This is a genomic window from Aeromonas sp. 30P, assembly GCF_051919805.1.
Classification (GTDB): domain Bacteria; phylum Pseudomonadota; class Gammaproteobacteria; order Enterobacterales; family Aeromonadaceae; genus Aeromonas; species Aeromonas veronii.
Genome location: NZ_JBQBEA010000001.1, coordinates 852,554 through 875,011, shown reverse-complemented (window position 1 = coordinate 875,011; position 22,458 = coordinate 852,554). Strand labels below are relative to the sequence as shown.

Below are 22,458 nucleotides of genomic sequence, written 5' to 3'. Positions count from 1 at the left end.
CTGCAAAGATAAAAAAAGCGGCAGATTGCTCTGCCGCTTTTTTATTGCCCCAAGTTGGGCTTACTTGTCGATATCGAGCATGTTGTTGGTCAACATGTAATCGATCACCTGATTGGCCGTGGTGCCAGAACCGCCCGTCAGACTGTCGAAGGTATGGTTCATCAGCACAATCTCCTGAGTCACCGGCTCAGTACTGCTCTCCTTGACCTGCAGGTGCACCCCTTCATTGTCCTGGAACACCGAGAGCAGACTCTTCAGATCAGTCGTACTGTGAGAACCATCGTGATCCAGCAAATCGCTCAGATCCAGCTTGTCTCCTTCCAAACGGTTGATGGTGCCTGACCCCTTGTTGAAGTCCATGATGTAATCCTTGGTCAGGGAGCCTGATACTGTATCTCCCTTGTTCCAGACGAAAGTATCTGAACCGCCATCACCACGCATTACATCGTTGCCTAGCCCGCCGATCAGGATATCGTTCCCCAGACCGCCGCGCAGCGCATCGTTATGACTACCGCCATCGATGTAGTCGTCACCGGTACCGCCAAACAAGATATCGGAACCTGACTGCCCGTAGATTTTGTCATTGCCGCTGCCACCATTGACCACATCAGCTTTGCTACTGCTGACATCAACACTCAGCAACAGACCGTCGCCATCGAGCATGGCATCTGTGCCAGACAAGCTGCCTGTCATGATGTGATGAGCCTTGAGCTGATTTACCGTCAGTTGCAACGAATCGTCGGTACCGAATCCATCAGCCCCGGTTTTGCCTGCATAAATCACATCATTACCACTGCCGGTTTCGATATGGTCATTGCCTGCACCGCTGCTGACGGTCTGTGCGGCACTTCCCTTGTTGTAGCTGGTACCGGCATGTATGTGGTCGGTAGCGCCGTTACTGGTAGTGACTTCGCCCAGCAGATTACCGCCAAAGGAAACATCAAGACGGTCAGGATTAGCCGCTCTCTCGCCATTGCGTACCACGATAGAGTCGTTGAGGTCAGTACCATCTACCGTCAGCGGCAGATGAACCGGAACCCCGTTGCTGTCCACCGGATTGACGCTGATGGTCAAGGTGCTGTTGGTGGTATCGCCATCACCATCGCGCACGCTGTAGCTGAACACCTCGCGTGCATCAGCCGGGATCTGACTGCCATTCTTGGTGACCTGATAGGTATAGGCACCGTTGGCCAGAATGGTCAGTACCCCGTACAAACCGACTACCTGGGTACCCGCACCATTGGTATAGGTGGTCGAACTGCTGCCGACCCCGTAGCCAATGACACTCAGACCACCATCAGCACCGGCAAGATCGTTGGCCAGCACATTACCTGTGGTCTGTGGCAGCTGATAACCAGACCCTTCCACCAACTTGACGATCAGATCGAAGCTGTTGCTGGCATTTTCGTTGGTGTAGATAGTCTTCACCACATTGCCACCTGCATCACGGAAGCCCAGCACCTCGAGACTGTAGACCTTGCCTTCAAAGTTGAAGCTTGCGGTCGCAGTTCCGATAGTGATGATATCTCGCGGATCGGCCCAATCGTTCGGCGTTTCGTTGTGATTGAAATTGATGGTCACAGTCACTGGTGTCACTCTGCCCATGGAGTCGGTAACCGAGAAGGTTGCCTGCATGGTTACAGTGTTGATCGCCGTACCGGAGGACACCGGATAGTTGTAGTGGGTGAAAGTACCCAGTTTGATCTCTTCGTTGAGCGGGATCTCTCCGTTCAAGGCCGCATCGTTATCGGCAAAACCATAACCCGATTTATTTTCATTTTTTCCACCCCAGCGAATTTGATCCTTCGCAGTATCATTATCAGGGCCGTCAAAATGCTCCAGATTTTTACCGCCAGAAACATTAATCCATGAAGCCTCGACACCAGAAAACAGGAAGGTATCAACTACAACATCGACTTTCGCATCATCGACCACTGCAACCGGCACATCGTCACGCACAGCCAAGTCAAACGAGCCAGTGGCAGTCTCAGCTCCAGATTTGCTTACCTCATAGTTGACGGTAAAGCGCAGTTCATCCTGGCTGGTCAACGCTGTGCTCTGACCATCCACTGTGTGGCTAAGCGGCTTGAGCAGAGTAAAGGTGTAGCTCGGTGGATTGGCACTGTTATCCACCGTCACGGTAAAGGCCACATTGGCAGGGTTGTTACCAAAGTACCCTTTGAGCCCGGCGCCATCCTGAACAACATTGACCGGCTGACCATCAATACCCGTCACCCCGCTCAGACCCGTGATGCCAACAAGTTTGAGTTGTACGCCAGAGACATTGCCACCACTGCCATCCGTCACCTGCAGCGACTGAGTCACAGAAAGCGGACCGCTAGCAGGCATACCCACAGGCTCAGGCAAGTGTGCATTTCCGCCAGACAAACCATCCTCATCAACCAGCCCATTGCCCAATCGCACAGAGAGATCGTTGTCAGTAATGGTTCCGGCTCCGGTCGCACCACCTACTGTCAGAGTCAAGGTTTCAGTCTGTTCTACCAGCTTGTCATTCACTGTCGGCACTGACACGGTAAAGCTCGTCACACCGGCTGGTACTGAGATTTTGCCTGTGCTGCTGTTATAGGTAACACCGTGACTGAACTGCAGAGTTCCCCAGTCAGAGTTAGAGGCAGCATGAGTACCACTGCCCGCAATTGAGAGGCTGTATTCAGTCGCCACATTAGTCGCACCACTCAAGGTCACAACATGCTGCAAGGTAGCCCCTTCAACCACAGTGGCACTCGATACGCCGGTTACATCAGGGCGCGCCAGCGGGTTGACAGCAAAGCTGCCTTTCGAGCCGTCACCGTCCCGATCATAGGCCTTGAAGGTGAAGTCGATGTCGCCATCACCAACAGGGCGCTGCATCTCGGCATACTGGAAGAACTCCCATTTACCTGTTGCAGGCGTGAACTCCATCTTGAAGATCAGACTGCCATTGCTGTCCTTGCCAAGCAGGGTATTAGCCCCATCGGCGGTGATCGCGATAGCCAGACCGGCGACTGTCTTGAGGCCGGATTCGACCGTACCGGTGACCAGTTCGAAACGTCCTTTGTCATCAGCCCCCCACTGCGGATCGAGCGTGCCCGAACCATAGGCGATCGCCTGCGGGGTAGAGGAACCAAGGAACTCGATAGACTTGACAGTAAAGTCACTGTTGTCACCCCAGCTGGCTGACTTGCCGTTATCGGTCGCCTTGATCACCATGGTGTCAAAACCGCCCTGCTGAACCTGGAAGTTGGCAGCATAATCGCCATTGGCAGCATTCGAGCTGAATGTCTGGGTTGCAACCAGTTTACCGTCGCGCCAGAACTCGACCACACCGCTCTCGAGTTCTCCACCATAGATCTTGCTGAACTCGATCTTGGCACCATATGCCACAGTGCCCGCATCCAGCTTGATCACCAACTCCTCGGATACACTCGAACCATCCGCAAATTTGCGGAAATCGATCTCATTATCAATGTTGTGATAAGGCGCGCTCGTGCTCTTGACGCCTAGCCCGTCAACGGAGGCATTGACCTTGGCATCAACGAGTTTGGAGGAAGTTGAAGACTCGAATCCCCGTGCCGTGATAGTGAATTTGCCCGCATCAATGCTGCCGCTATCCCCGACATACCCGGTCAGGCTGAACTTGCCGGTCAACACATCCGGGATGCTGGTTTTCACCAGAGAGACTGCCGCCATGTCACCAGCTACGGGGGAGTCGTCCTCGACCGTGATGGGCAGACTGCCGGTAGTGGTGGTCTTGCCATCCGATACAGTTACACCGATCTGGAAGTTGAGTACGTCTTCACTCCCCTTCACCGGATGATCAAGCGGAGCCTTGAGGGTCACATCATAGCTCCAGTCACCCTTGGTGCTACCAGTAGGAGCGGTCAACTTGACATCAATGACCGCCTTGTAGTCGGCACCGCCCTGCGTGCCGGTATAACCAGTCAACACCTTGGTAGCTGCATCCCAGCCCCACTGAACCGCAGCACCACCGGAAGTCAGACCCGCCGGCCCATTCAGGCTGATGGTGAGCGTATCCTGGCTATCAACGTCGCCGACTGTGATCTTGCCGCTGGCAGTCACGTTATCAGTAGTGTCACTATTGCCTGTCTCATCGGCAATACCGCCAGCAAGTCCCTCCTCGGAGACCACAACACCAGTGTCAATTATTAGAGTTGGCAGGTCATTCACCGGGGTCACGGTGATGCTCAGGGTCGAGCTGTCGGTCGGACCCGAGCCGTCGGTCAGCACATAGGTGACCACCGGTACCGCGCCGTTGTAGTTGGCAGCCGGGGTGAAGCTGTACGCCCCGTTCGCCGCCAGGCTGAAGCTGCCCACGCCGGCAATGGTGTACACCTGACCCAGCACAAACGGACCGGTCTGACCCGCGATGCTGAAGCTCTGCACCGTCACCGGACCATCGACCGACACCCCATCAATGACGTTGCCAGTCTTCTCGCCGCTGTCCTCGCTGATCGTCACCTGCTCGTCGTTGTCGGTGAAGTCATCGTTCACCGGGGTCACGCTGATGCTCAGGGTCGACTCATTGGTGCTGCTGCCGTCGGTCAGCACATAGGTGACCACCGGCACCGCGCCGTTGTAGTTGGCAGCCGGGGTGAAGCTGTACGCCCCGTTCGCCGCCAGGCTGAAGCTGCCCACGCCGGCAATGGTGTACACCTGACCCAGCACAAACGGACCGGTCTGACCCGCGATGCTGAAGCTCTGCACCGTCACCGGACCATCGACCGACACCCCATCAATGACGTTGCCAGTCTTCTCGCCGCTGTCCTCGCTGATCGTCACCTGCTCGTTGTTGTCGGTGAAGTCATCGTTCACCGGGGTCACGCTGATGCTCAGGGTCGACTCATTGGTGCTGCTGCCGTCGGTCAGCACATAGGTGACCACCGGCACCGCGCCGTTGTAGTTGGCAGCCGGGGTGAAGCTGTACGCCCCGTTCGCCGCCAGGCTGAAGCTGCCCACGCCGGCAATGGTGTACACCTGACCCAGCACAAACGGACCGGTCTGACCCGCGATGCTGAAGCTCTGCACCGTCACCGGACCATCGACCGACACCCCATCAATGACGTTGCCAGTCTTCTCGCCGCTGTCCTCGCTGATCGTCACCTGCTCGTCGTTGTCGGTGAAGTCATCGTTCACCGGGGTCACGCTGATGCTCAGGGTCGACTCATTGGTGCTGCTGCCGTCGGTCAGCACATAGGTGACCACCGGCACCGCGCCGTTGTAGTTGGCAGCCGGGGTGAAGCTGTACGCCCCGTTCGCCGCCAGGCTGAAGCTGCCCACGCCGGCAATGGTGTACACCTGACCCAGCACAAACGGACCGGTCTGACCCGCGATGCTGAAGCTCTGCACCGTCACCGGACCATCGACCGACACCCCATCAATGACGTTGCCAGTCTTCTCGCCGCTGTCCTCGCTGATCGTCACCTGCTCGTCGTTGTCGGTGAAGTCATCGTTCACCGGGGTCACGCTGATGCTCAGGGTCGACTCATTGGTGCTGCTGCCGTCGGTCAGCACATAGGTGACCACCGGCACCGCGCCGTTGTAGTTGGCAGCCGGGGTGAAGCTGTACGCCCCGTTCGCCGCCAGGCTGAAGCTGCCCACGCCGGCAATGGTGTACACCTGACCCAGCACAAACGGACCGGTCTGACCCGCGATGCTGAAGCTCTGCACCGTCACCGGACCATCGACCGACACCCCATCAATGACGTTGCCAGTCTTCTCGCCGCTGTCCTCGCTGATCGTCACCTGCTCGTTGTTGTCGGTGAAGTCATCGTTCACCGGGGTCACGCTGATGCTCAGGGTCGACTCATTGGTGCTGCTGCCGTCGGTCAGCACATAGGTGACCACCGGCACCGCGCCGTTGTAGTTGGCAGCCGGGGTGAAGCTGTACGCCCCGTTCGCCGCCAGGCTGAAGCTGCCCACGCCGGCAATGGTGTACACCTGACCCAGCACAAACGGACCGGTCTGACCCGCGATGCTGAAGCTCTGCACCGTCACCGGACCATCGACCGACACCCCATCAATGACGTTGCCAGTCTTCTCGCCGCTGTCCTCGCTGATCGTCACCTGCTCGTCGTTGTCGGTGAAGTCATCGTTCACCGGGGTCACGCTGATGCTCAGGGTCGACTCATTGGTGCTGCTGCCGTCGGTCAGCACATAGGTGACCACCGGCACCGCGCCGTTGTAGTTGGCAGCCGGGGTGAAGCTGTACGCCCCGTTCGCCGCCAGGCTGAAGCTGCCCACGCCGGCAATGGTGTACACCTGACCCAGCACAAACGGACCGGTCTGACCCGCGATGCTGAAGCTCTGCACCGTCACCGGACCATCGACCGACACCCCATCAATGACGTTGCCAGTCTTCTCGCCGCTGTCCTCGCTGATCGTCACCTGCTCGTCGTTGTCGGTGAAGTCATCGTTCACCGGGGTCACGCTGATGCTCAGGGTCGACTCATTGGTGCTGCTGCCGTCGGTCAGCACATAGGTGACCACCGGCACCGCGCCGTTGTAGTTGGCAGCCGGGGTGAAGCTGTACGCCCCGTTCGCCGCCAGGCTGAAGCTGCCCACGCCGGCAATGGTGTACACCTGACCCAGCACAAACGGACCGGTCTGACCCGCGATGCTGAAGCTCTGCACCGTCACCGGACCATCGACCGACACCCCATCAATGACGTTGCCAGTCTTCTCGCCGCTGTCCTCGCTGATCGTCACCTGCTCGTTGTTGTCGGTGAAGTCATCGTTCACCGGGGTCACGCTGATGCTCAGGGTCGACTCATTGGTGCTGCTGCCGTCGGTCAGCACATAGGTGACCACCGGCACCGCGCCGTTGTAGTTGGCAGCCGGGGTGAAGCTGTACGCCCCGTTCGCCGCCAGGCTGAAGCTGCCCACGCCGGCAATGGTGTACACCTGACCCAGCACAAACGGACCGGTCTGACCCGCGATGCTGAAGCTCTGCACCGTCACCGGACCATCGACCGACACCCCATCAATGACGTTGCCAGTCTTCTCGCCGCTGTCCTCGCTGATCGTCACCTGCTCGTCGTTGTCGGTGAAGTCATCGTTCACCGGGGTCACGCTGATGCTCAGGGTCGACTCATTGGTGCTGCTGCCGTCGGTCAGCACATAGGTGACCACCGGCACCGCGCCGTTGTAGTTGGCAGCCGGGGTGAAGCTGTACGCCCCGTTCGCCGCCAGGCTGAAGCTGCCCACGCCGGCAATGGTGTACACCTGACCCAGCACAAACGGACCGGTCTGACCCGCGATGCTGAAGCTCTGCACCGTCACCGGACCATCGACCGACACCCCATCAATGACGTTGCCAGTCTTCTCGCCGCTGTCCTCGCTGATCGTCACCTGCTCGTCGTTGTCGGTGAAGTCATCGTTCACCGGGGTCACGCTGATGCTCAGGGTCGACTCATTGGTGCTGCTGCCGTCGGTCAGCACATAGGTGACCACCGGCACCGCGCCGTTGTAGTTGGCAGCCGGGGTGAAGCTGTACGCCCCGTTCGCCGCCAGGCTGAAGCTGCCCACGCCGGCAATGGTGTACACCTGACCCAGCACAAACGGACCGGTCTGACCCGCGATGCTGAAGCTCTGCACCGTCACCGGACCATCGACCGACACCCCATCAATGACGTTGCCAGTCTTCTCGCCGCTGTCCTCGCTGATCGTCACCTGCTCGTCGTTGTCGGTGAAGTCATCGTTCACCGGGGTCACGCTGATGCTCAGGGTCGACTCATTGGTGCTGCTGCCGTCGGTCAGCACATAGGTGACCACCGGCACCGCGCCGTTGTAGTTGGCAGCCGGGGTGAAGCTGTACGCCCCGTTCGCCGCCAGGCTGAAGCTGCCCACGCCGGCAATGGTGTACACCTGACCCAGCACAAACGGACCGGTCTGACCCGCGATGCTGAAGCTCTGCACCGTCACCGGACCATCGACCGACACCCCATCAATGACGTTGCCAGTCTTCTCGCCGCTGTCCTCGCTGATCGTCACCTGCTCGTCGTTGTCGGTGAAGTCATCGTTCACCGGGGTCACGCTGATGCTCAGGGTCGACTCATTGGTGCTGCTGCCGTCGGTCAGCACATAGGTGACCACCGGCACCGCGCCGTTGTAGTTGGCAGCCGGGGTGAAGCTGTACGCCCCGTTCGCCGCCAGGCTGAAGCTGCCCACGCCGGCAATGGTGTACACCTGACCCAGCACAAACGGACCGGTCTGACCCGCGATGCTGAAGCTCTGCACCGTCACCGGACCATCGACCGACACCCCATCAATGACGTTGCCAGTCTTCTCGCCGCTGTCCTCGCTGATCGTCACCTGCTCGTCGTTGTCGGTGAAGTCATCGTTCACCGGGGTCACGCTGATGCTCAGGGTCGACTCATTGGTGCTGCTGCCGTCGGTCAGCACATAGGTGACCACCGGCACCGCGCCGTTGTAGTTGGCAGCCGGGGTGAAGCTGTACGCCCCGTTCGCCGCCAGGCTGAAGCTGCCCACGCCGGCAATGGTGTACACCTGACCCAGCACAAACGGACCGGTCTGACCCGCGATGCTGAAGCTCTGCACCGTCACCGGACCATCGACCGACACCCCATCAATGACGTTGCCAGTCTTCTCGCCGCTGTCCTCGCTGATCGTCACCTGCTCGTCGTTGTCGGTGAAGTCATCGTTCACCGGGGTCACGCTGATGCTCAGGGTCGACTCATTGGTGCTGCTGCCGTCGGTCAGCACATAGGTGACCACCGGCACCGCGCCGTTGTAGTTGGCAGCCGGGGTGAAGCTGTACGCCCCGTTCGCCGCCAGGCTGAAGCTGCCCACGCCGGCAATGGTGTACACCTGACCCAGCACAAACGGACCGGTCTGACCCGCGATGCTGAAGCTCTGCACTGTCACCGGACCATCGACCGACACCCCATCAATGACGTTGCCAGTCTTCTCGCCGCTGTCCTCGCTGATCGTCACCTGCTCGTCGTTGTCGGTGAAGTCATCGTTCACCGGGGTCACGCTGATGCTCAGGGTCGACTCATTGGTGCTGCTGCCGTCGGTCAGCACATAGGTGACCACCGGCACCGCGCCGTTGTAGTTGGCAGCCGGGGTGAAGCTGTACGCCCCGTTCGCCGCCAGGCTGAAGCTGCCCACGCCGGCAATGGTGTACACCTGACCCAGCACAAACGGACCGGTCTGACCCGCGATGCTGAAGCTCTGCACCGTCACCGGACCATCGACCGACACCCCATCAATGACGTTGCCAGTCTTCTCGCCGCTGTCCTCGCTGATCGTCACCTGCTCGTCGTTGTCGGTGAAGTCATCGTTCACCGGGGTCACGCTGATGCTCAGGGTCGACTCATTGGTGCTGCTGCCGTCGGTCAGCACATAGGTGACCACCGGCACCGCGCCGTTGTAGTTGGCAGCCGGGGTGAAGCTGTACGCCCCGTTCGCCGCCAGGCTGAAGCTGCCCACGCCGGCAATGGTGTACACCTGACCCAGCACAAACGGACCGGTCTGACCCGCGATGCTGAAGCTCTGCACCGTCACCGGACCATCGACCGACACCCCATCAATGACGTTGCCAGTCTTCTCGCCGCTGTCCTCGCTGATCGTCACCTGCTCGTCGTTGTCGGTGAAGTCATCGTTCACCGGGGTCACGCTGATGCTCAGGGTCGACTCATTGGTGCTGCTGCCGTCGGTCAGCACATAGGTGACCACCGGCACCGCGCCGTTGTAGTTGGCAGCCGGGGTGAAGCTGTACGCCCCGTTCGCCGCCAGGCTGAAGCTGCCCACGCCGGCAATGGTGTACACCTGACCCAGCACAAACGGACCGGTCTGACCCGCGATGCTGAAGCTCTGCACTGTCACCGGACCATCGACCGACACCCCATCAATGACGTTGCCAGTCTTCTCGCCGCTGTCCTCGCTGATCGTCACCTGCTCGTCGTTGTCGGTGAAGTCATCGTTCACCGGGGTCACGCTGATGCTCAGGGTCGACTCATTGGTGCTGCTGCCGTCGGTCAGCACATAGGTGACCACCGGCACCGCGCCGTTGTAGTTGGCAGCCGGGGTGAAGCTGTACGCCCCGTTCGCCGCCAGGCTGAAGCTGCCCACGCCGGCAATGGTGTACACCTGACCCAGCACAAACGGACCGGTCTGACCCGCGATGCTGAAGCTCTGCACCGTCACCGGACCATCGACCGACACCCCATCAATGACGTTGCCAGTCTTCTCGCCGCTGTCCTCGCTGATCGTCACCTGCTCGTCGTTGTCGGTGAAGTCATCGTTCACCGGGGTCACGCTGATGCTCAGGGTCGACTCATTGGTGCTGCTGCCGTCGGTCAGCACATAGGTGACCACCGGCACCGCGCCGTTGTAGTTGGCAGCCGGGGTGAAGCTGTACGCCCCGTTCGCCGCCAGGCTGAAGCTGCCCACGCCGGCAATGGTGTACACCTGACCCAGCACAAACGGACCGGTCTGACCCGCGATGCTGAAGCTCTGCACCGTCACCGGACCATCGACCGACACCCCATCAATGACGTTGCCAGTCTTCTCGCCGCTGTCCTCGCTGATCGTCACCTGCTCGTCGTTGTCGGTGAAGTCATCGTTCACCGGGGTCACGCTGATGCTCAGGGTCGACTCATTGGTGCTGCTGCCGTCGGTCAGCACATAGGTGACCACCGGCACCGCGCCGTTGTAGTTGGCAGCCGGGGTGAAGTTGTACGCCCCGTTCGCCGCCAGGCTGAAGCTGCCCACGCCGGCAATGGTGTACACCTGACCCAGCACAAACGGACCGGTCTGACCCGCGATGCTGAAGCTCTGCACCGTCACCGGACCATCGACCGACACCCCATCAATGACGTTGCCAGTCTTCTCGCCGCTGTCCTCGCTGATCGTCACCTGCTCGTCGTTGTCGGTGAAGTCATCGTTCACCGGCACTACCTTAATGCTTACCGTGGCGCTGTCGGTGTCGCCATCGGTATCCTGGGCCACGTAGTCGAAGCTGATGTCGCCATTGAAGTTCTCGTTCGGCTTGAAGGTCATGCCGCCATCGGCGGCAATCTCCACGGTACCGTTGGTCACCGCGATGCTCTGCACACCACCGGTCAGCACCACGCCATTGATGGACTGAATTGCCAGCCCGCCATCCAGCGCCTTGTCATTGGCCAACAGAGTCAGGCTCACCGAGCCATCCTCGTTGACCTCATAGTTGTCGTTCAACGACTCAACTGAATAGTCAATATCCACACTGCCATCATCAGTCGCACTGCCGGTATTCCCTGCAGGATCTGTCACTGTGGCTGTTACGGTATAAGAGCCTTCAGCCAAAGGGGTCACCACATCCACGGTGAAGGTGCCAGCGGGTGTGACGATAGCGGTCAGGGTTTGTTGATTACCGTTTGCATCAGTGACCAGCAGGGTGACGATGCTGCCAACGGGAGCATCTGTGGTTCCGGTCAGGGTCGGAGTGGTGTCATTGGTATTGTCTGGCGCAACGACGGAAATGGTGGGCGGAGTCAGGTCAAATGCCTCATCTTCGCCAACAGCACCAAGCGGTAGTTCACCATTGGCGTTGTAGGTGGTATCGAAGGTGGCTTCGGCAATGGTTGCGGAACCGGTACGGTCGATGGTAACAAAACCGCCGTTGCCACTGGCACCGGCGACGCCCCCAATACCGCCACCACCGGCGGCAGGTGCACCGCCTGCTGCTGAGGCTTCAAAGGCCTGGGTCGGGTCAGCGCCACCCAAGATCGCCTGTTGCAGGGCATTGATATCATCAGGAGTGCCTGCTGCGCCGTTTTGTGCCAGCTGGGGTACATCCCCCTCTTCGGCAGGCTCACTCTGCTCGCTGGCCGGTTGCACATTGAACGACTGTCCGCCGCCCATGAAACTGGCGCCATCCGGCGACATGATCACCGCCCCTTTCGGCAGCACATCACCTTCAGCCAACAGCTTCCGGCTGCCATCTACGGCAACCAGATAAATTTGTCCTTTAAGTTGGGTTACGGTTACGCCCTGTTCCAAGGTAACGGCATTGGTGATCATGTTCTCTCCTGAATCCTGATTTGAATGCAATAAGCCACAGCCTACTTTGCAGACTGAGGGGAAAAATAACCAGCTCGAAAATTCGAAAGGATAGACCGATTTGAGGCTGAACTGTTCAGCCAGACAGAAGTGTGTAAAACGAGGTTGCGAGAATGGTAAAAACCAAAATTATCAATAAATTACAGAATAATGACGAGAGCATGACAAGGCATGCTCCCGTCAAGATTAACCCTAGGCTCCCGCCCAGAGGATGATAGCCAGCAGCTGTGGCGAGATGATCCGCAGGAACATCACCAGCGGGTAGACAGTGGCGTATGAGAGCGCACTGGCGCCACTGGTCGGGTGCATGGCGTTGGCAAAGGCCAGCGCGGGAGGATCTGTCATGGAGCCGGCCAGCAAGCCGCACAGGGTCAGATAGTTCATCTTGCCGTAGAGGCGCGCCAGCACACCGACCACCAGCAGCGGGATCAGGGTGATCGCCATGCCGTAGAGCATCCAGGCCGGGCCATCACCGTTGATCAGGGTATCGACGAAACCGGCACCGGACTTGAATCCGACCACCGCCAGAAACAGCACAATCCCGATCTCCCGCAGCGCCAGGTTGGCGCTGGGGGGCATGAACCAGTAAAGCTTGCCGATGCTGCCGATCCGCGACAGGATCAGCGCCACCACCAACGGCCCGCCCGCCAGACCCAGCTTGAGGGCGGCCGGGAAACCGGGCAGATAGAAGGGGATGGAGCCGAGCAATACGCCAAGGCCAATCCCGATAAATACCGGCAACATCTGCACCTGCTGCAGCTTTTGCTGCACGTTGCCGACCACATTGGTCACGGCCTCGATGGCGTCGAGACGGCCAACCAGGTTGAGAATGTCACCAAACTGCAGGCTGGTCTGGCTGGTCGGCACCAGTTCGATACCTGCCCGGTTGAGACGGGAGATCACCACGTCATAGCGCTGTTTGATGTCCAGATCGCGGATCTTCTTGCCAAGAACCTGCTCGTTGGTCACCACTACTCGCTCGACGCGCAGATCGGTGCCCCGGGTCGAGAGCGAGGTCTCCACCTCCTCCCCCAACACCAACAACACCTTGTGCAGCGCGTGACGCTCACCCACCAGATGCAGCAAGTCACCCAGTTCGATACGGGATTCCGGCCGTGGCACCATCAGCTCGTCGCCACGCTTAAGCCGTGAACAGATTACATCGGACTCGTCGAGACTCGGGATCTCGCTCAGCATCAGGCCGTGCATGTTGGGGTTGCGCACCGCGATATTGATGGTCTGCAAGCTCTCCTTGGTTTTACCGGTTTGTAGCTCGAACTGGGCGGCTTCATCGTCGATTTTGATTCGAAAGAAGACCCGAACCAGCCACATGGTGAGCAAAATGCCACAGATGCCAAACGGATAGGCAACCGCATAGCCCATCCCCATCAGGCCGGTCGAACCGGGGGCGGCGCCCAGCTCGGCCAGGATCTGCTGGCCCGCACCGAGGGATGGAGTATTGGTGACGGCACCGGAGAAGACCCCCAGAATGACCGGCAACGGCACATCGAAAAATTGATGCAAGGCTGCGGCCACCACGCAGCCAAGGATGACCAGCAAAGCGGCAAAGGCGTTGAGTTTGAGACCCGAACTGCGCAATGACGAGAAGAAACCCGGCCCGACCTGGATGCCGATGGTATAGACAAACAGGATCAGGCCAAATTCTTGAATAAAGTGAAGCGTTTGTGCATCCAGCGCGAGATCGGAGGCGCCTGCAAAGTGACCCACTATGATGCCGCCGAACAGCACACCCCCTATTCCCAAGCCAACGCCATAGACTCGCCAGTTTCCCAGCCAGAGTCCTAGCACTGCCACCAGCGACAACATGCTGATGGAAAGCGCGATTTCACTCATTTCGTGCATCCTTTGCGAATTGAACTGGCCCTAGCTTGTCAGCAAACGCTGATGCCAACTGTGTGATACCGCACGAATTTATCCTTTTACGCGCTAAAAATACCAATTAAGGGCTAGTTGCAAGACGTTAGGCGACGTAGCCGTAAATGGCCATAAAGTGACAAACGCTGCCACCCAGCACAAAGAGATGCCAGATGGCGTGGTTATAGGGGATCTGCTTGGCCACATAGAAGATCACCCCGAGGCTGTAGATAAGGCCGCCAAGCCCGAGCAGCAGCAGCCCCTCACCAGCCAGATGGATATAGAGCTGGTAGATGACCACCAGCGACAGCCAACCCAGCATCAGGTAGGTAAAGAGCGACAACTTCTTGAAATGGTTAATAAACAACAGCTTGAACGCCACCCCAGCCAGCGCCAGGGCCCAGATCACCACCATCAAGCCCTTCGCCAGCGGCGTGTCGAGCGCCACCAGCAGGAAGGGGGTATAGGTGCCGGCAATCAGCAGATAGATGGCGCAGTGATCAAACACCTTGCACCAACGTCTGGCCCGCCCTTCCGCCATGCTGTGATAGAGGGTCGAGGCGAGATAGAGCAGCACCAGACTGCCGCCATAAAGGCTGTAACTCACCAGCGCCTGCGTACCCTGCCCCCATCCTTTGATGAGCAACAGCACCAGCCCGACAATCCCCAGCAACAATCCCGCACCGTGACTCAGCCGGTTTGCCAGCTCCTCCCGGGGGGAGTAATCCATCACACCACTCATAACATCGACTCCACAATAACTGTGGCTCACTCTACCCAGCGCCATTTCGGAGTACAAGTGTTCGCTTAAAAAATGGAGTGGCTGTCACCTGCCAACCTTTGGTGTATGCTCTGCCGCCGATGCCCGAGACAAGTGGCATAGACACCTACCCCGGTGACCTGGTCTGGAGAACCTGATGAAGTTGACTGAGCTGTTTGCACAAGCGGATCCCGCCTTTGGCGAGGCGATGAACACCTTGTTGGAGAGCTTCCACCACTCCGACGACAGTCAGGCCCCCTATCAGCGCGACCTGTTCACCCACCAGCTCGATCAATCCCGCATGCCTGCAGTCGGCCAACCTATCGAGGAGTATCTGGCGCGGCTGGCTACTCTGGTACCCGGCGCCTCGCACCTCACCTCGCCACGCTACATGGGCCATATGACGGCGCCCCTGCCGGCCTATACCGCCGAGCTGTCGCGCCTGCTGGTAATGCTCAACCAGAATCCGATGAAGATGGAGTCCTCCCGCCTGCTCAGCTTTCTGGAGCGGGAGGTACTGGCCAAGCTGCACCGCCTCATCTATGGCAGGGACGATGCCTTCTACGGCGAGCAGATGCATGCCAAGGATGCCGCCCTCGGCGTCATGACCAGCGGCGGCACCATCGCCAACGTCACGGCACTGTGGCTGGCCCGCAACCGCGCCTGTGGCGACAACCTGTTCTCCCTCTATGAGCAGGGCTATCGCGGCGCCGTTATTCTGGGCTCCCGCCTGATGCACTACTCCTTCGACAAGGGGATGGATCTGCTGGGGCTGGGCGCCCGCAGCGTCTGGCGCCTTGAGACTGACGAACAAAACCGGCTCAGTCTGGCTGCGCTGGAGCAGGCGCTGATCCAGTGCAAAGAACAGAAATTGAAGGTGCTGGCATTGGTCGGCGTGGCTGGCAGTACCGACTTTGGCTCCATCGACCCTCTGCCTGAACTGGCGGTCATCGCCGAGCGCGAGCAGATCCACTTCCACGTGGATGCCGCCTGGGGTGGCCCGACCCTCTTCTCCCCCCGCTATCAAAACCTGCTGGCCGGGATCGAGCGCGCAGATACCGTCACCCTGGATGGTCACAAGCAACTGCTGGTGCCGCTCGGTACTGGCATGCTGCTCTGCCGCCAGCCCGACCTGATGATGGCGGTCAAGCGAGAGGCGCCCTACGCCATTCGTGCCACCTCGTTCGATCAGGGTCGCTTTACCCTGGAAGGCACCCGCCCGGCCAATGCCCTCTATCTGGATGCCGCCTTCCAGCTCTTCGGCCAGCAAGGCTATGCCGACCTCATCGAGGCCAACTACGACCGGGCCCGGCTGATGGCAGATCTCATCGAAAGTGACCCCGCCTTCGAGCTGATGTCGGCACCGGTGATGAACCTGCTCTCCTACCGCTGCATCCCGCCCCATCTGCAGGGCAAGGTGCTGGACGAAGCAGCCAACACGCAGATCAACGACTTCAACGTGGCACTGCAAAAAGCCCAGCGGGCCGAGGGGTACAGCTTTGTCTCCCGCACCCAACGAGCGGTGGTACGCTACGGTGCCCAACCGCTCACCCTGCTGCGCGCCGTGCTGCTCAACCCTCTGATTGAAGAGCGCCATATCCGCGACCTGCTGGCCGATCAGCAGCGACTGGGGATCTCCATTGCACGCCAACTGTTTGGCGACGGCGCGGAACCGGCGTAAAAATGAGCGGTCTTATTCATTTGCCGTTGTCCGCCATGCAGGTAGACTGGGCGAAATTTGCAGGCCATTTTTGAGGACTAGGCGCCAACAATGAAGCAATTTATTGAATTTATTCCACTTATCGTTTTCTTCGCGGTCTACAAGTTCTACGACATCTACATGGCTACCGGCGCACTGGTGGTGGTCACCGGTCTGCAGCTCGCCTATAGCTGGATCCGCTATCGCAAAGTCGAGAAGATGCAGCTCTTTACCTTCCTGCTGGTTGGCTTCTTTGGCGGCCTCACGGTTTTCTTCCACGATGACACCTTCATCAAGTGGAAAGTGACTGTCATCAACGTACTATTCGCACTGGGTCTGCTCATCAGCCGCTACGGCTTTGGCAAGAATCTGATCAAACAGATGCTGGCCAAGGAGCTGCAAGCGCCCGATAAGGTCTGGGACACAGTCAATCTCGGCTGGGTCGGCTTCTTTACCGTCTGTGGCCTGCTCAACCTCTACGTGGCATTCAACATGCCGCAAGAGATGTGGGTCAACTTCAGGTGTTCGGCCTGCTGGGGATGACGCTGGTCTTTACCCTGCTGAGCGGCGTCTATCTCTATCGCCATATCCCTGCCGAGCAGTTGTCCCAGCAAAAAGACGAACCCAAAGAATAACCCTCATCAGAAAAGGATCCTCTCATGTGGTATCTCATCTACTCCGAAGATGTCCCCGATAGCCTGCCACTGCGCAAGCAAGTTCGCCCTGCCCATCTGGCTCGCCTGCAAGCCCTGCAGGATGAGGGTCGCCTGCTGACCGCCGGCCCCAACCCGGCTATCGACGCCGAGGATCCGGCCGATGCAGGCTTTACCGGCAGCACCGTCATCGCCGAGTTTGCCTCGCAGGCGGACGCCAAAGCCTGGGCTGATACCGACCCTTATGTGACCGCCGGTGTTTACGCCAAGGTCACCATCAAGCCGTTCAAGAAAGTCTTTTAAAACTGCGTCAGATGCAAAGAGGCCGGAACGGGTGTACAACCCGATCCGGCCTCTTTTTATTGCGCGTTGCTCAGCGCACCAACAAGGTCACGCTCTGGCGACAAACCAGGGATTGAGGATATCGGGCTTGTTGTAGGCAAGGAGTGAGCCATCGAGTTGGGTGACGCTGCCCCCCGCCCCCTCCAGCACCGCCTGCGCAGCGCCGGTATCCCACTCGCAGGTGGGGGCGAGGCGTGGATAGAGCTCGGCGCCCCCCTCGGCAATGATACAGAACTTGAGGGAGCTGCCCATGGAGATCAGCTCGATCTCGCCAAAAGGAGCCAAGAAATCGAGGGTCTCCTGCGACAGGTGGTTGCGACTGCCCACCACTCGCCACGCCTCGCCTTCACGATGAGGCCGGGCCTGGATAGGCTCGCGCTTACCATCGGCGATGCGCCAGGCACCGAGCCCCTTTCCGCCATACCAGAGCTTGTCCAGCACAGGGGCATAGACCAGCCCCCAACGCGGCGCCCCCCCTTCAATCAGAGCGATATTGACGGTGAACTCGCCGTTGCGGGAGACAAACTCCTTGGTGCCGTCGAGGGGATCCACCAGCCAGTAACGGGACCAGCCGTGGCGCGCCGCCATCACCTCGGGCCCAGACTCCTCAGACAGTACGGGAATATCGGGAGTCAGCTGTGCCAACCCCTGCACTATCACCTCATGAGCCCCCTTGTCGGCCGCGGTCAGCGGGCTCTCGTCGCTCTTGTACTCCACCGCGAAGGGCTGGCTGTAGATGGCCATGATGGCCGCTCCCGCCGCACGGGCGACAGGTTCAAGTTCGGTGATATCGGGGTGGTACAGGGGATGATCCATAACAATCTCGTCCAGCTCACAGGGTCAACCAGTGTAACCCTTTTGACATCAACTGCTTATAGCCGATTGTGCTGGGTTATTACAGCTCGGTGGCCGTCAACCCATTGCCCTAACTTGAACAACACCTGAAATAACAAAGGACGCCGTGGCGTCCCTTGTTATTTCTAGCGGCCGGTCTCAGGCCGCGGGCCTATTTTGCAACTCAGATCCCCTGACGGGCTTCCTGCATCAGCAGGCGCATATCGCTCACGGCCTTGGCCAAGCCGTCGAAGGCGGCGCGACCAATAATGGCGTGGCCGATGTTGAGCTCATAGAGCTCGGGGATGGCGGCGATGGCCTTGACGTTGTGGTAGTGCAGCCCGTGACCGGCATTGACCTTCAAGCCCTTGCCAGCGGCATAGGAGGCACCGGCGGCGATACGCTTGAACTCGGCGTTGCGTTCGGCATCGGTGGTGGCATCGGCGTAACGGCCGGTGTGGATCTCGATAAAGGGGGCGCCACTCTCGGCAGCCGCATCTATCTGGATGGGATCGGCGTCGATAAAGAGGGATACCTGCGCTCCCACCGCGGAGAGGCGGGCAACGGCATCAGTCACCTTGTCCAACTGGCCGGCCACGTCCAGACCGCCCTCGGTGGTCACTTCGGTGCGCTTTTCCGGCACCAGACAGACGAAGTGGGGTTTGATGCGGCAGGCGATGCCGATCATCTCTTCGGTCACCGCCATCTCCAGGTTCATTCTGGTCTGGATAGTCTGACGCAGGATCTCCACGTCGCGGTCGGTGATGTGGCGACGATCTTCACGCAGATGCACGGTAATGCCATCGGCCCCAGCCTGCTCGGCCACGAACGCGGCCTGTACCGGATCCGGATACTGGGTGCCACGGGCGTTGCGCAGAGTCGCGATATGGTCGATGTTCACACCCAGATAGATTTCACTCATTGAGAACTCCTTGAAAGGCTTCATCTGTTGACTGCGCGGTCAGCGAATCACACCGCGCCAATATCCGTATGTCTGTAATCTGTGTCAGCCTTGCATACTGGCCTTGCGTTTTAAAAACAGCTCCCGGCTCTTTAGCTGGCGCTTGCCCAGATAGGGTTGCAGTGCCAGTCGGCTGAAACGTTTGGCCGCCTGCAGCAAGGGAGGGGTATCGAAACGTCCCTCGGCAAAGGCGAGCAGGTGGGCACCGAGAAACAGGGTACGGGGATCCGGCGCCCGCTCGCAAGCAACAAAGCCCAATTCACGCTCGAAGCCATAGAGCAGGGTCGGCTCGATGGGCGACTCGTCGTCCGCCGTGTATTCGAAATCCACCGCATAGCCGAGCGCCTGCAACAGCAGGAACTCGAAGCGGCGCAGCGGCAGCTCCGGCGTCTCGCCATCGGCCAGCGCCATGATGGCACGAGCATAGGCGTCGAATACTTCGGGGAACGGGGTGTGAGCTTCCAGCAGGTAGTAGACCAACTCGTTGAGATAGAGGCCGTAGAAGAGGCGATCGCCGCCGAGACGCAGGGAGTGATCCGGGCATTCGACCTGGGTGAGGTTCTTGAGATCGCCCTTGCCGCGCCAGGCGATGGTGAGCAGGGTAAAGGGTTGCAGCAGCCCCTTGAGAGGGGAGCGTGGCCCGCGAGAACCGCGAGCCACCAGAGTAAATCGGCCACTATCCTGGGTGAAGACCTCGACCAGCTGGCTGGTCTCCCGATAGGGCCGACTGTGGATGACGAAAGCCGGTGTCAGCAATCAGTCGTCGCCATACCCGAGGCTGCGCAGGGCGCGCTCATCATCAGCCCAGCCCGACTTGACCTTGACCCACAGCTCGAGGTGCACCTTGTTCTGGAACAGACGCTCCATGTCGAGGCGCGCTTCGGTGCCGATGGTTTTGATCTTCTCGCCCTTGTTGCCGATGACCATCTTCTTCTGGCCATCGCGCTCGACCAGGATCAGGCCGTGGATGTGATAGAGGCCGTTCTCTTCCACCTTGAAGCGCTCGATCTCCACCGTCACCGAGTAGGGCAGCTCCTCGCCGGTGAAGCGCATCAGCTTCTCGCGGATGATTTCGGAGGCCATAAAGCGGGAGGAGCGGTCGGTCACGTAATCTTCCGGGAAGAAGTGGACGTTTTCCGGCAGCAGATCCTTGGCCCACTCGCGGATCTTCTCCACGTTGGTGCCCTTTTCGGCACTGATGGGCAGAATATGGGCGAAGTTCATCTGTTGGCCCAGCCACTCGAGGTGGGGCAGCAGATCTTCTTTCTCTTTGACGTTGTCAATCTTGTTGACCGCCAGCACCACCGGGCACTTGAGATTGCGCAGCTTGCCCAGCACCATCTCGTCATCTTTGGTCCAGTGGGTACCGTCGACCATGAACACCACCATGGCCACATCACCCAGCGAACTGGTGGCGGCACGGTTCATCAGGCGGTTGATGGCCCGTTTCTCTTCAATGTGCAGACCCGGGGTGTCGACATAGATGGTCTGGTAGTTATCCTCGGTGTCGATCCCCAAAATCCGGTGACGGGTGGTTTGGGGCTTCTTCGAGGTGATGCTGACCTTCTGGCCAAGCAGCTTGTTGAGCAGGGTGGACTTGCCCACATTCGGTCGGCCCACGATGGCGACAAAGCCGCAGTAGGTGGTATCTGTCATGACAGTTTTTCCAATGCTTGCTGCGCCGCGGCCTGTTCGGCCTTGCGACGGCTGGTGCCGACCCCGACGAGGGGACCATCCAGACCTTCCACGTCACACTGGACGGTGAACTCCTGGTTGTGGGCCTCGCCCTTGACGTTGGTCACGGTGTAGGTCGGCAGGGATTTGCGGCTTCCCTGCAAAATTTCTTGCAGACGGGTCTTGGGATCTTTCTGCTCGATGCCCGGCTTGATCTCTTCCAGGCGGCTGGCATACCAGCTCAGCAGCAGTGTCCGCACCGTCTCAAGATTGGTATCCAGATAGACGGCACCGATCACCGCCTCGACCGTGTCGGCCAGAATGGATTCGCGGCGAAAACCGCCGCTCTTGAGTTCGCCGGGGCCGAGGATCAGGTGATCCCCGAGGTCAAACTCCCGGCCCAGTTCGGCCAGGGTCTTCTCGCGCACCAGGGTGGCGCGCATCCGGCTGAGATCCCCTTCCGCCGCTTGCGGGAAGCGGTGAAACAGATCATCGGCAATCACCAGACTCAAAATCGAGTCACCCAGAAATTCCAGTCGCTCATTGTGACGGGAACCGGCGCTGCGGTGAGTCAGCGCGCGGGTCAGCAGTTCCAGATCCGCAAAGACATGCCCGAGACGGGACTGCAGTCTGTTCATCTTGATATTCATTTACTTGATTCCGCCAATGCGGTTGAAGCGCACACCTGTCGGTACCCAACTTGGCAGCAGGGAGCCTTCTTCGCGCTCGAATTCAAAACTTATCCAGATAGCGACCGCCTTGCCGACCAGATTCTGCTCGGGCACAAAGCCCCAGAAGCGGCTGTCGGTGCTGTTGTCGCGGTTGTCGCCCATTACGAAATACTGGCCTTCCGGTACCACCCACTCGTCGGGGTAGGTGCCGGGCTGGCGATAGTAACGGCCAACCATGTCGGGCATCAGCGGATTGCGCAGGGTCTCGTGGGAGACATCACCCAACTGCTCGGTATAGCGGTCAAGGGGGATCCCCATCTGGGTAAATTCGCCTCTTTGTTCAAACTTGACGTCGAGCTTCTTGAAGCCCGGGCACGTTTTCCCTTCCTGCTCTTCGCACTTGGGCCGGATCATCAGCTCCTTGTTGCGATAGATGACCCGATCACCCGGCATGCCGACCACCCGCTTGATGTAGTCAACGCGCGGTTCAAGGGGATACTTGAATACCACCACGTCGCCACGCTTGGGCTCGCCGGTCTCGAGGAACTTGGTGTTGGTCACCGGGTCCCGCAGACCATAGGCAAACTTTTCCACCAGGATGAAGTCGCCCACCAGCAGGGTGGGCATCATGGAACCTGACGGGATCTGGAACGGTTCAAAAATGAACGAACGCAGGATCAGCACAAAGGTGATGACCGGGAAGACCCCGGCGGTCTGTTCAATCCAGACCGGTACGGGGGCGACCTTGGCCAGGGTCTTCTCATCCAGGTGGGCACCGCCATGGGCACGAGCCACGGCAATCTTGGCGGCGCGCTGCTTGGACCAAATCATCTTGTCCAGACACCAGATAACACCGGTGATCGCGCAGACCACCACCAGGATCAGGGAAAACGTGCTTGCCATCT

General features: G+C 59.3%; 11 protein-coding genes and 1 pseudogene. 3 read left to right on the top strand and 9 right to left on the bottom strand.

Annotated elements, in window-relative coordinates:
* Positions 1-60: 60 nt before the first annotated feature.
* From ACTG2B_RS04205 to trhA, 3 genes are all read right to left on the bottom strand, one after another.
* Positions 61-12,045 (bottom strand): retention module-containing protein, encoded by an 11,985-nt coding sequence (locus ACTG2B_RS04205; protein ID WP_439995253.1) that lies wholly within the window; start codon positions 12,043-12,045, stop codon positions 61-63.
* Positions 12,046-12,276: 231 nt separating this feature from the next.
* Entirely contained in the window at positions 12,277-13,938 is a 1,662-nt protein-coding gene (locus tag ACTG2B_RS04200; RefSeq protein WP_376868261.1) for a putative transporter, read from the bottom strand.
* Between the two features lie 127 nt (positions 13,939-14,065).
* Positions 14,066-14,701, bottom strand: a complete 636-nt coding sequence (gene trhA / locus ACTG2B_RS04195) for a PAQR family membrane homeostasis protein TrhA (RefSeq protein WP_439995252.1) — start codon at positions 14,699-14,701, stop codon at positions 14,066-14,068.
* Positions 14,702-14,876: 175 nt separating this feature from the next.
* Here trhA and ACTG2B_RS04190 point away from each other — a divergent pair, with 175 nt between their 5' ends.
* From ACTG2B_RS04190 to ACTG2B_RS04180, 3 genes and pseudogenes are all read left to right on the top strand, one after another.
* Positions 14,877-16,400 (top strand): pyridoxal-dependent decarboxylase, encoded by a 1,524-nt coding sequence (locus tag ACTG2B_RS04190; protein ID WP_374885330.1) that lies wholly within the window; start codon positions 14,877-14,879, stop codon positions 16,398-16,400.
* Between the two features lie 90 nt (positions 16,401-16,490).
* Positions 16,491-17,053: pseudogene (locus tag ACTG2B_RS04185) on the top strand (septation protein A).
* A 24-nt stretch (positions 17,054-17,077) separates the two neighbouring features.
* Positions 17,078-17,374 (top strand): YciI family protein, encoded by a 297-nt coding sequence (locus ACTG2B_RS04180; protein WP_219264470.1) that lies wholly within the window; start codon positions 17,078-17,080, stop codon positions 17,372-17,374.
* An 87-nt stretch (positions 17,375-17,461) separates the two neighbouring features.
* Here ACTG2B_RS04180 and cysQ read toward each other — a convergent pair whose 3' ends face one another.
* From cysQ to lepB, 6 genes are all read right to left on the bottom strand, one after another.
* Entirely contained in the window at positions 17,462-18,229 is a 768-nt protein-coding gene (cysQ, locus tag ACTG2B_RS04175; protein ID WP_439995251.1) for a 3'(2'),5'-bisphosphate nucleotidase CysQ, read from the bottom strand.
* Between the two features lie 202 nt (positions 18,230-18,431).
* Complete coding sequence (pdxJ, locus tag ACTG2B_RS04170) at positions 18,432-19,169, bottom strand: pyridoxine 5'-phosphate synthase (protein ID WP_005335389.1); 738 nt, start codon at positions 19,167-19,169, stop codon at positions 18,432-18,434.
* A gap of 84 nt (positions 19,170-19,253) precedes the next feature.
* Entirely contained in the window at positions 19,254-19,964 is a 711-nt protein-coding gene (recO, locus tag ACTG2B_RS04165; RefSeq protein WP_005335391.1) for a DNA repair protein RecO, read from the bottom strand.
* Positions 19,965-20,864 carry a GTPase Era gene (gene era, locus ACTG2B_RS04160; protein WP_005335393.1) on the bottom strand — a complete coding sequence of 300 codons (900 nt, stop codon included), beginning with the start codon at positions 20,862-20,864 and terminating at the stop codon, positions 19,965-19,967.
* Positions 20,861-21,532, bottom strand: a complete 672-nt coding sequence (gene rnc / locus ACTG2B_RS04155; RefSeq protein ID WP_005335394.1) for a ribonuclease III — start codon at positions 21,530-21,532, stop codon at positions 20,861-20,863. The genes era and rnc overlap by 4 nt, the downstream gene beginning before the upstream one ends.
* Entirely contained in the window at positions 21,533-22,456 is a 924-nt protein-coding gene (lepB, locus tag ACTG2B_RS04150; protein WP_005335395.1) for a signal peptidase I, read from the bottom strand.
* Positions 22,457-22,458 lie beyond the last annotated feature (2 nt).

Bases quoted from the DNA above. Each gene is read 5' to 3' on its own strand.
- ACTG2B_RS04205 (WP_439995253.1), bottom strand. From the start codon at position 12,045: ATGATCACCAATGCCGTTACCTTGGAACAGGGCGTAACCGTAACCCAA.
- ACTG2B_RS04200 (WP_376868261.1), bottom strand. From the start codon at position 13,938: ATGAGTGAAATCGCGCTTTCCATCAGCATGTTGTCGCTGGTGGCAGTG.
- trhA (WP_439995252.1), bottom strand. From the start codon at position 14,701: ATGAGTGGTGTGATGGATTACTCCCCCCGGGAGGAGCTGGCAAACCGG.
- ACTG2B_RS04190 (WP_374885330.1), top strand. From the start codon at position 14,877: ATGAAGTTGACTGAGCTGTTTGCACAAGCGGATCCCGCCTTTGGCGAG.
- ACTG2B_RS04180 (WP_219264470.1), top strand. From the start codon at position 17,078: ATGTGGTATCTCATCTACTCCGAAGATGTCCCCGATAGCCTGCCACTG.
- cysQ (WP_439995251.1), bottom strand. From the start codon at position 18,229: ATGGATCATCCCCTGTACCACCCCGATATCACCGAACTTGAACCTGTC.
- pdxJ (WP_005335389.1), bottom strand. From the start codon at position 19,169: ATGAGTGAAATCTATCTGGGTGTGAACATCGACCATATCGCGACTCTG.
- era (WP_005335393.1), bottom strand. From the start codon at position 20,864: ATGACAGATACCACCTACTGCGGCTTTGTCGCCATCGTGGGCCGACCG.
- rnc (WP_005335394.1), bottom strand. From the start codon at position 21,532: ATGAATATCAAGATGAACAGACTGCAGTCCCGTCTCGGGCATGTCTTT.
- lepB (WP_005335395.1), bottom strand. From the start codon at position 22,456: ATGGCAAGCACGTTTTCCCTGATCCTGGTGGTGGTCTGCGCGATCACC.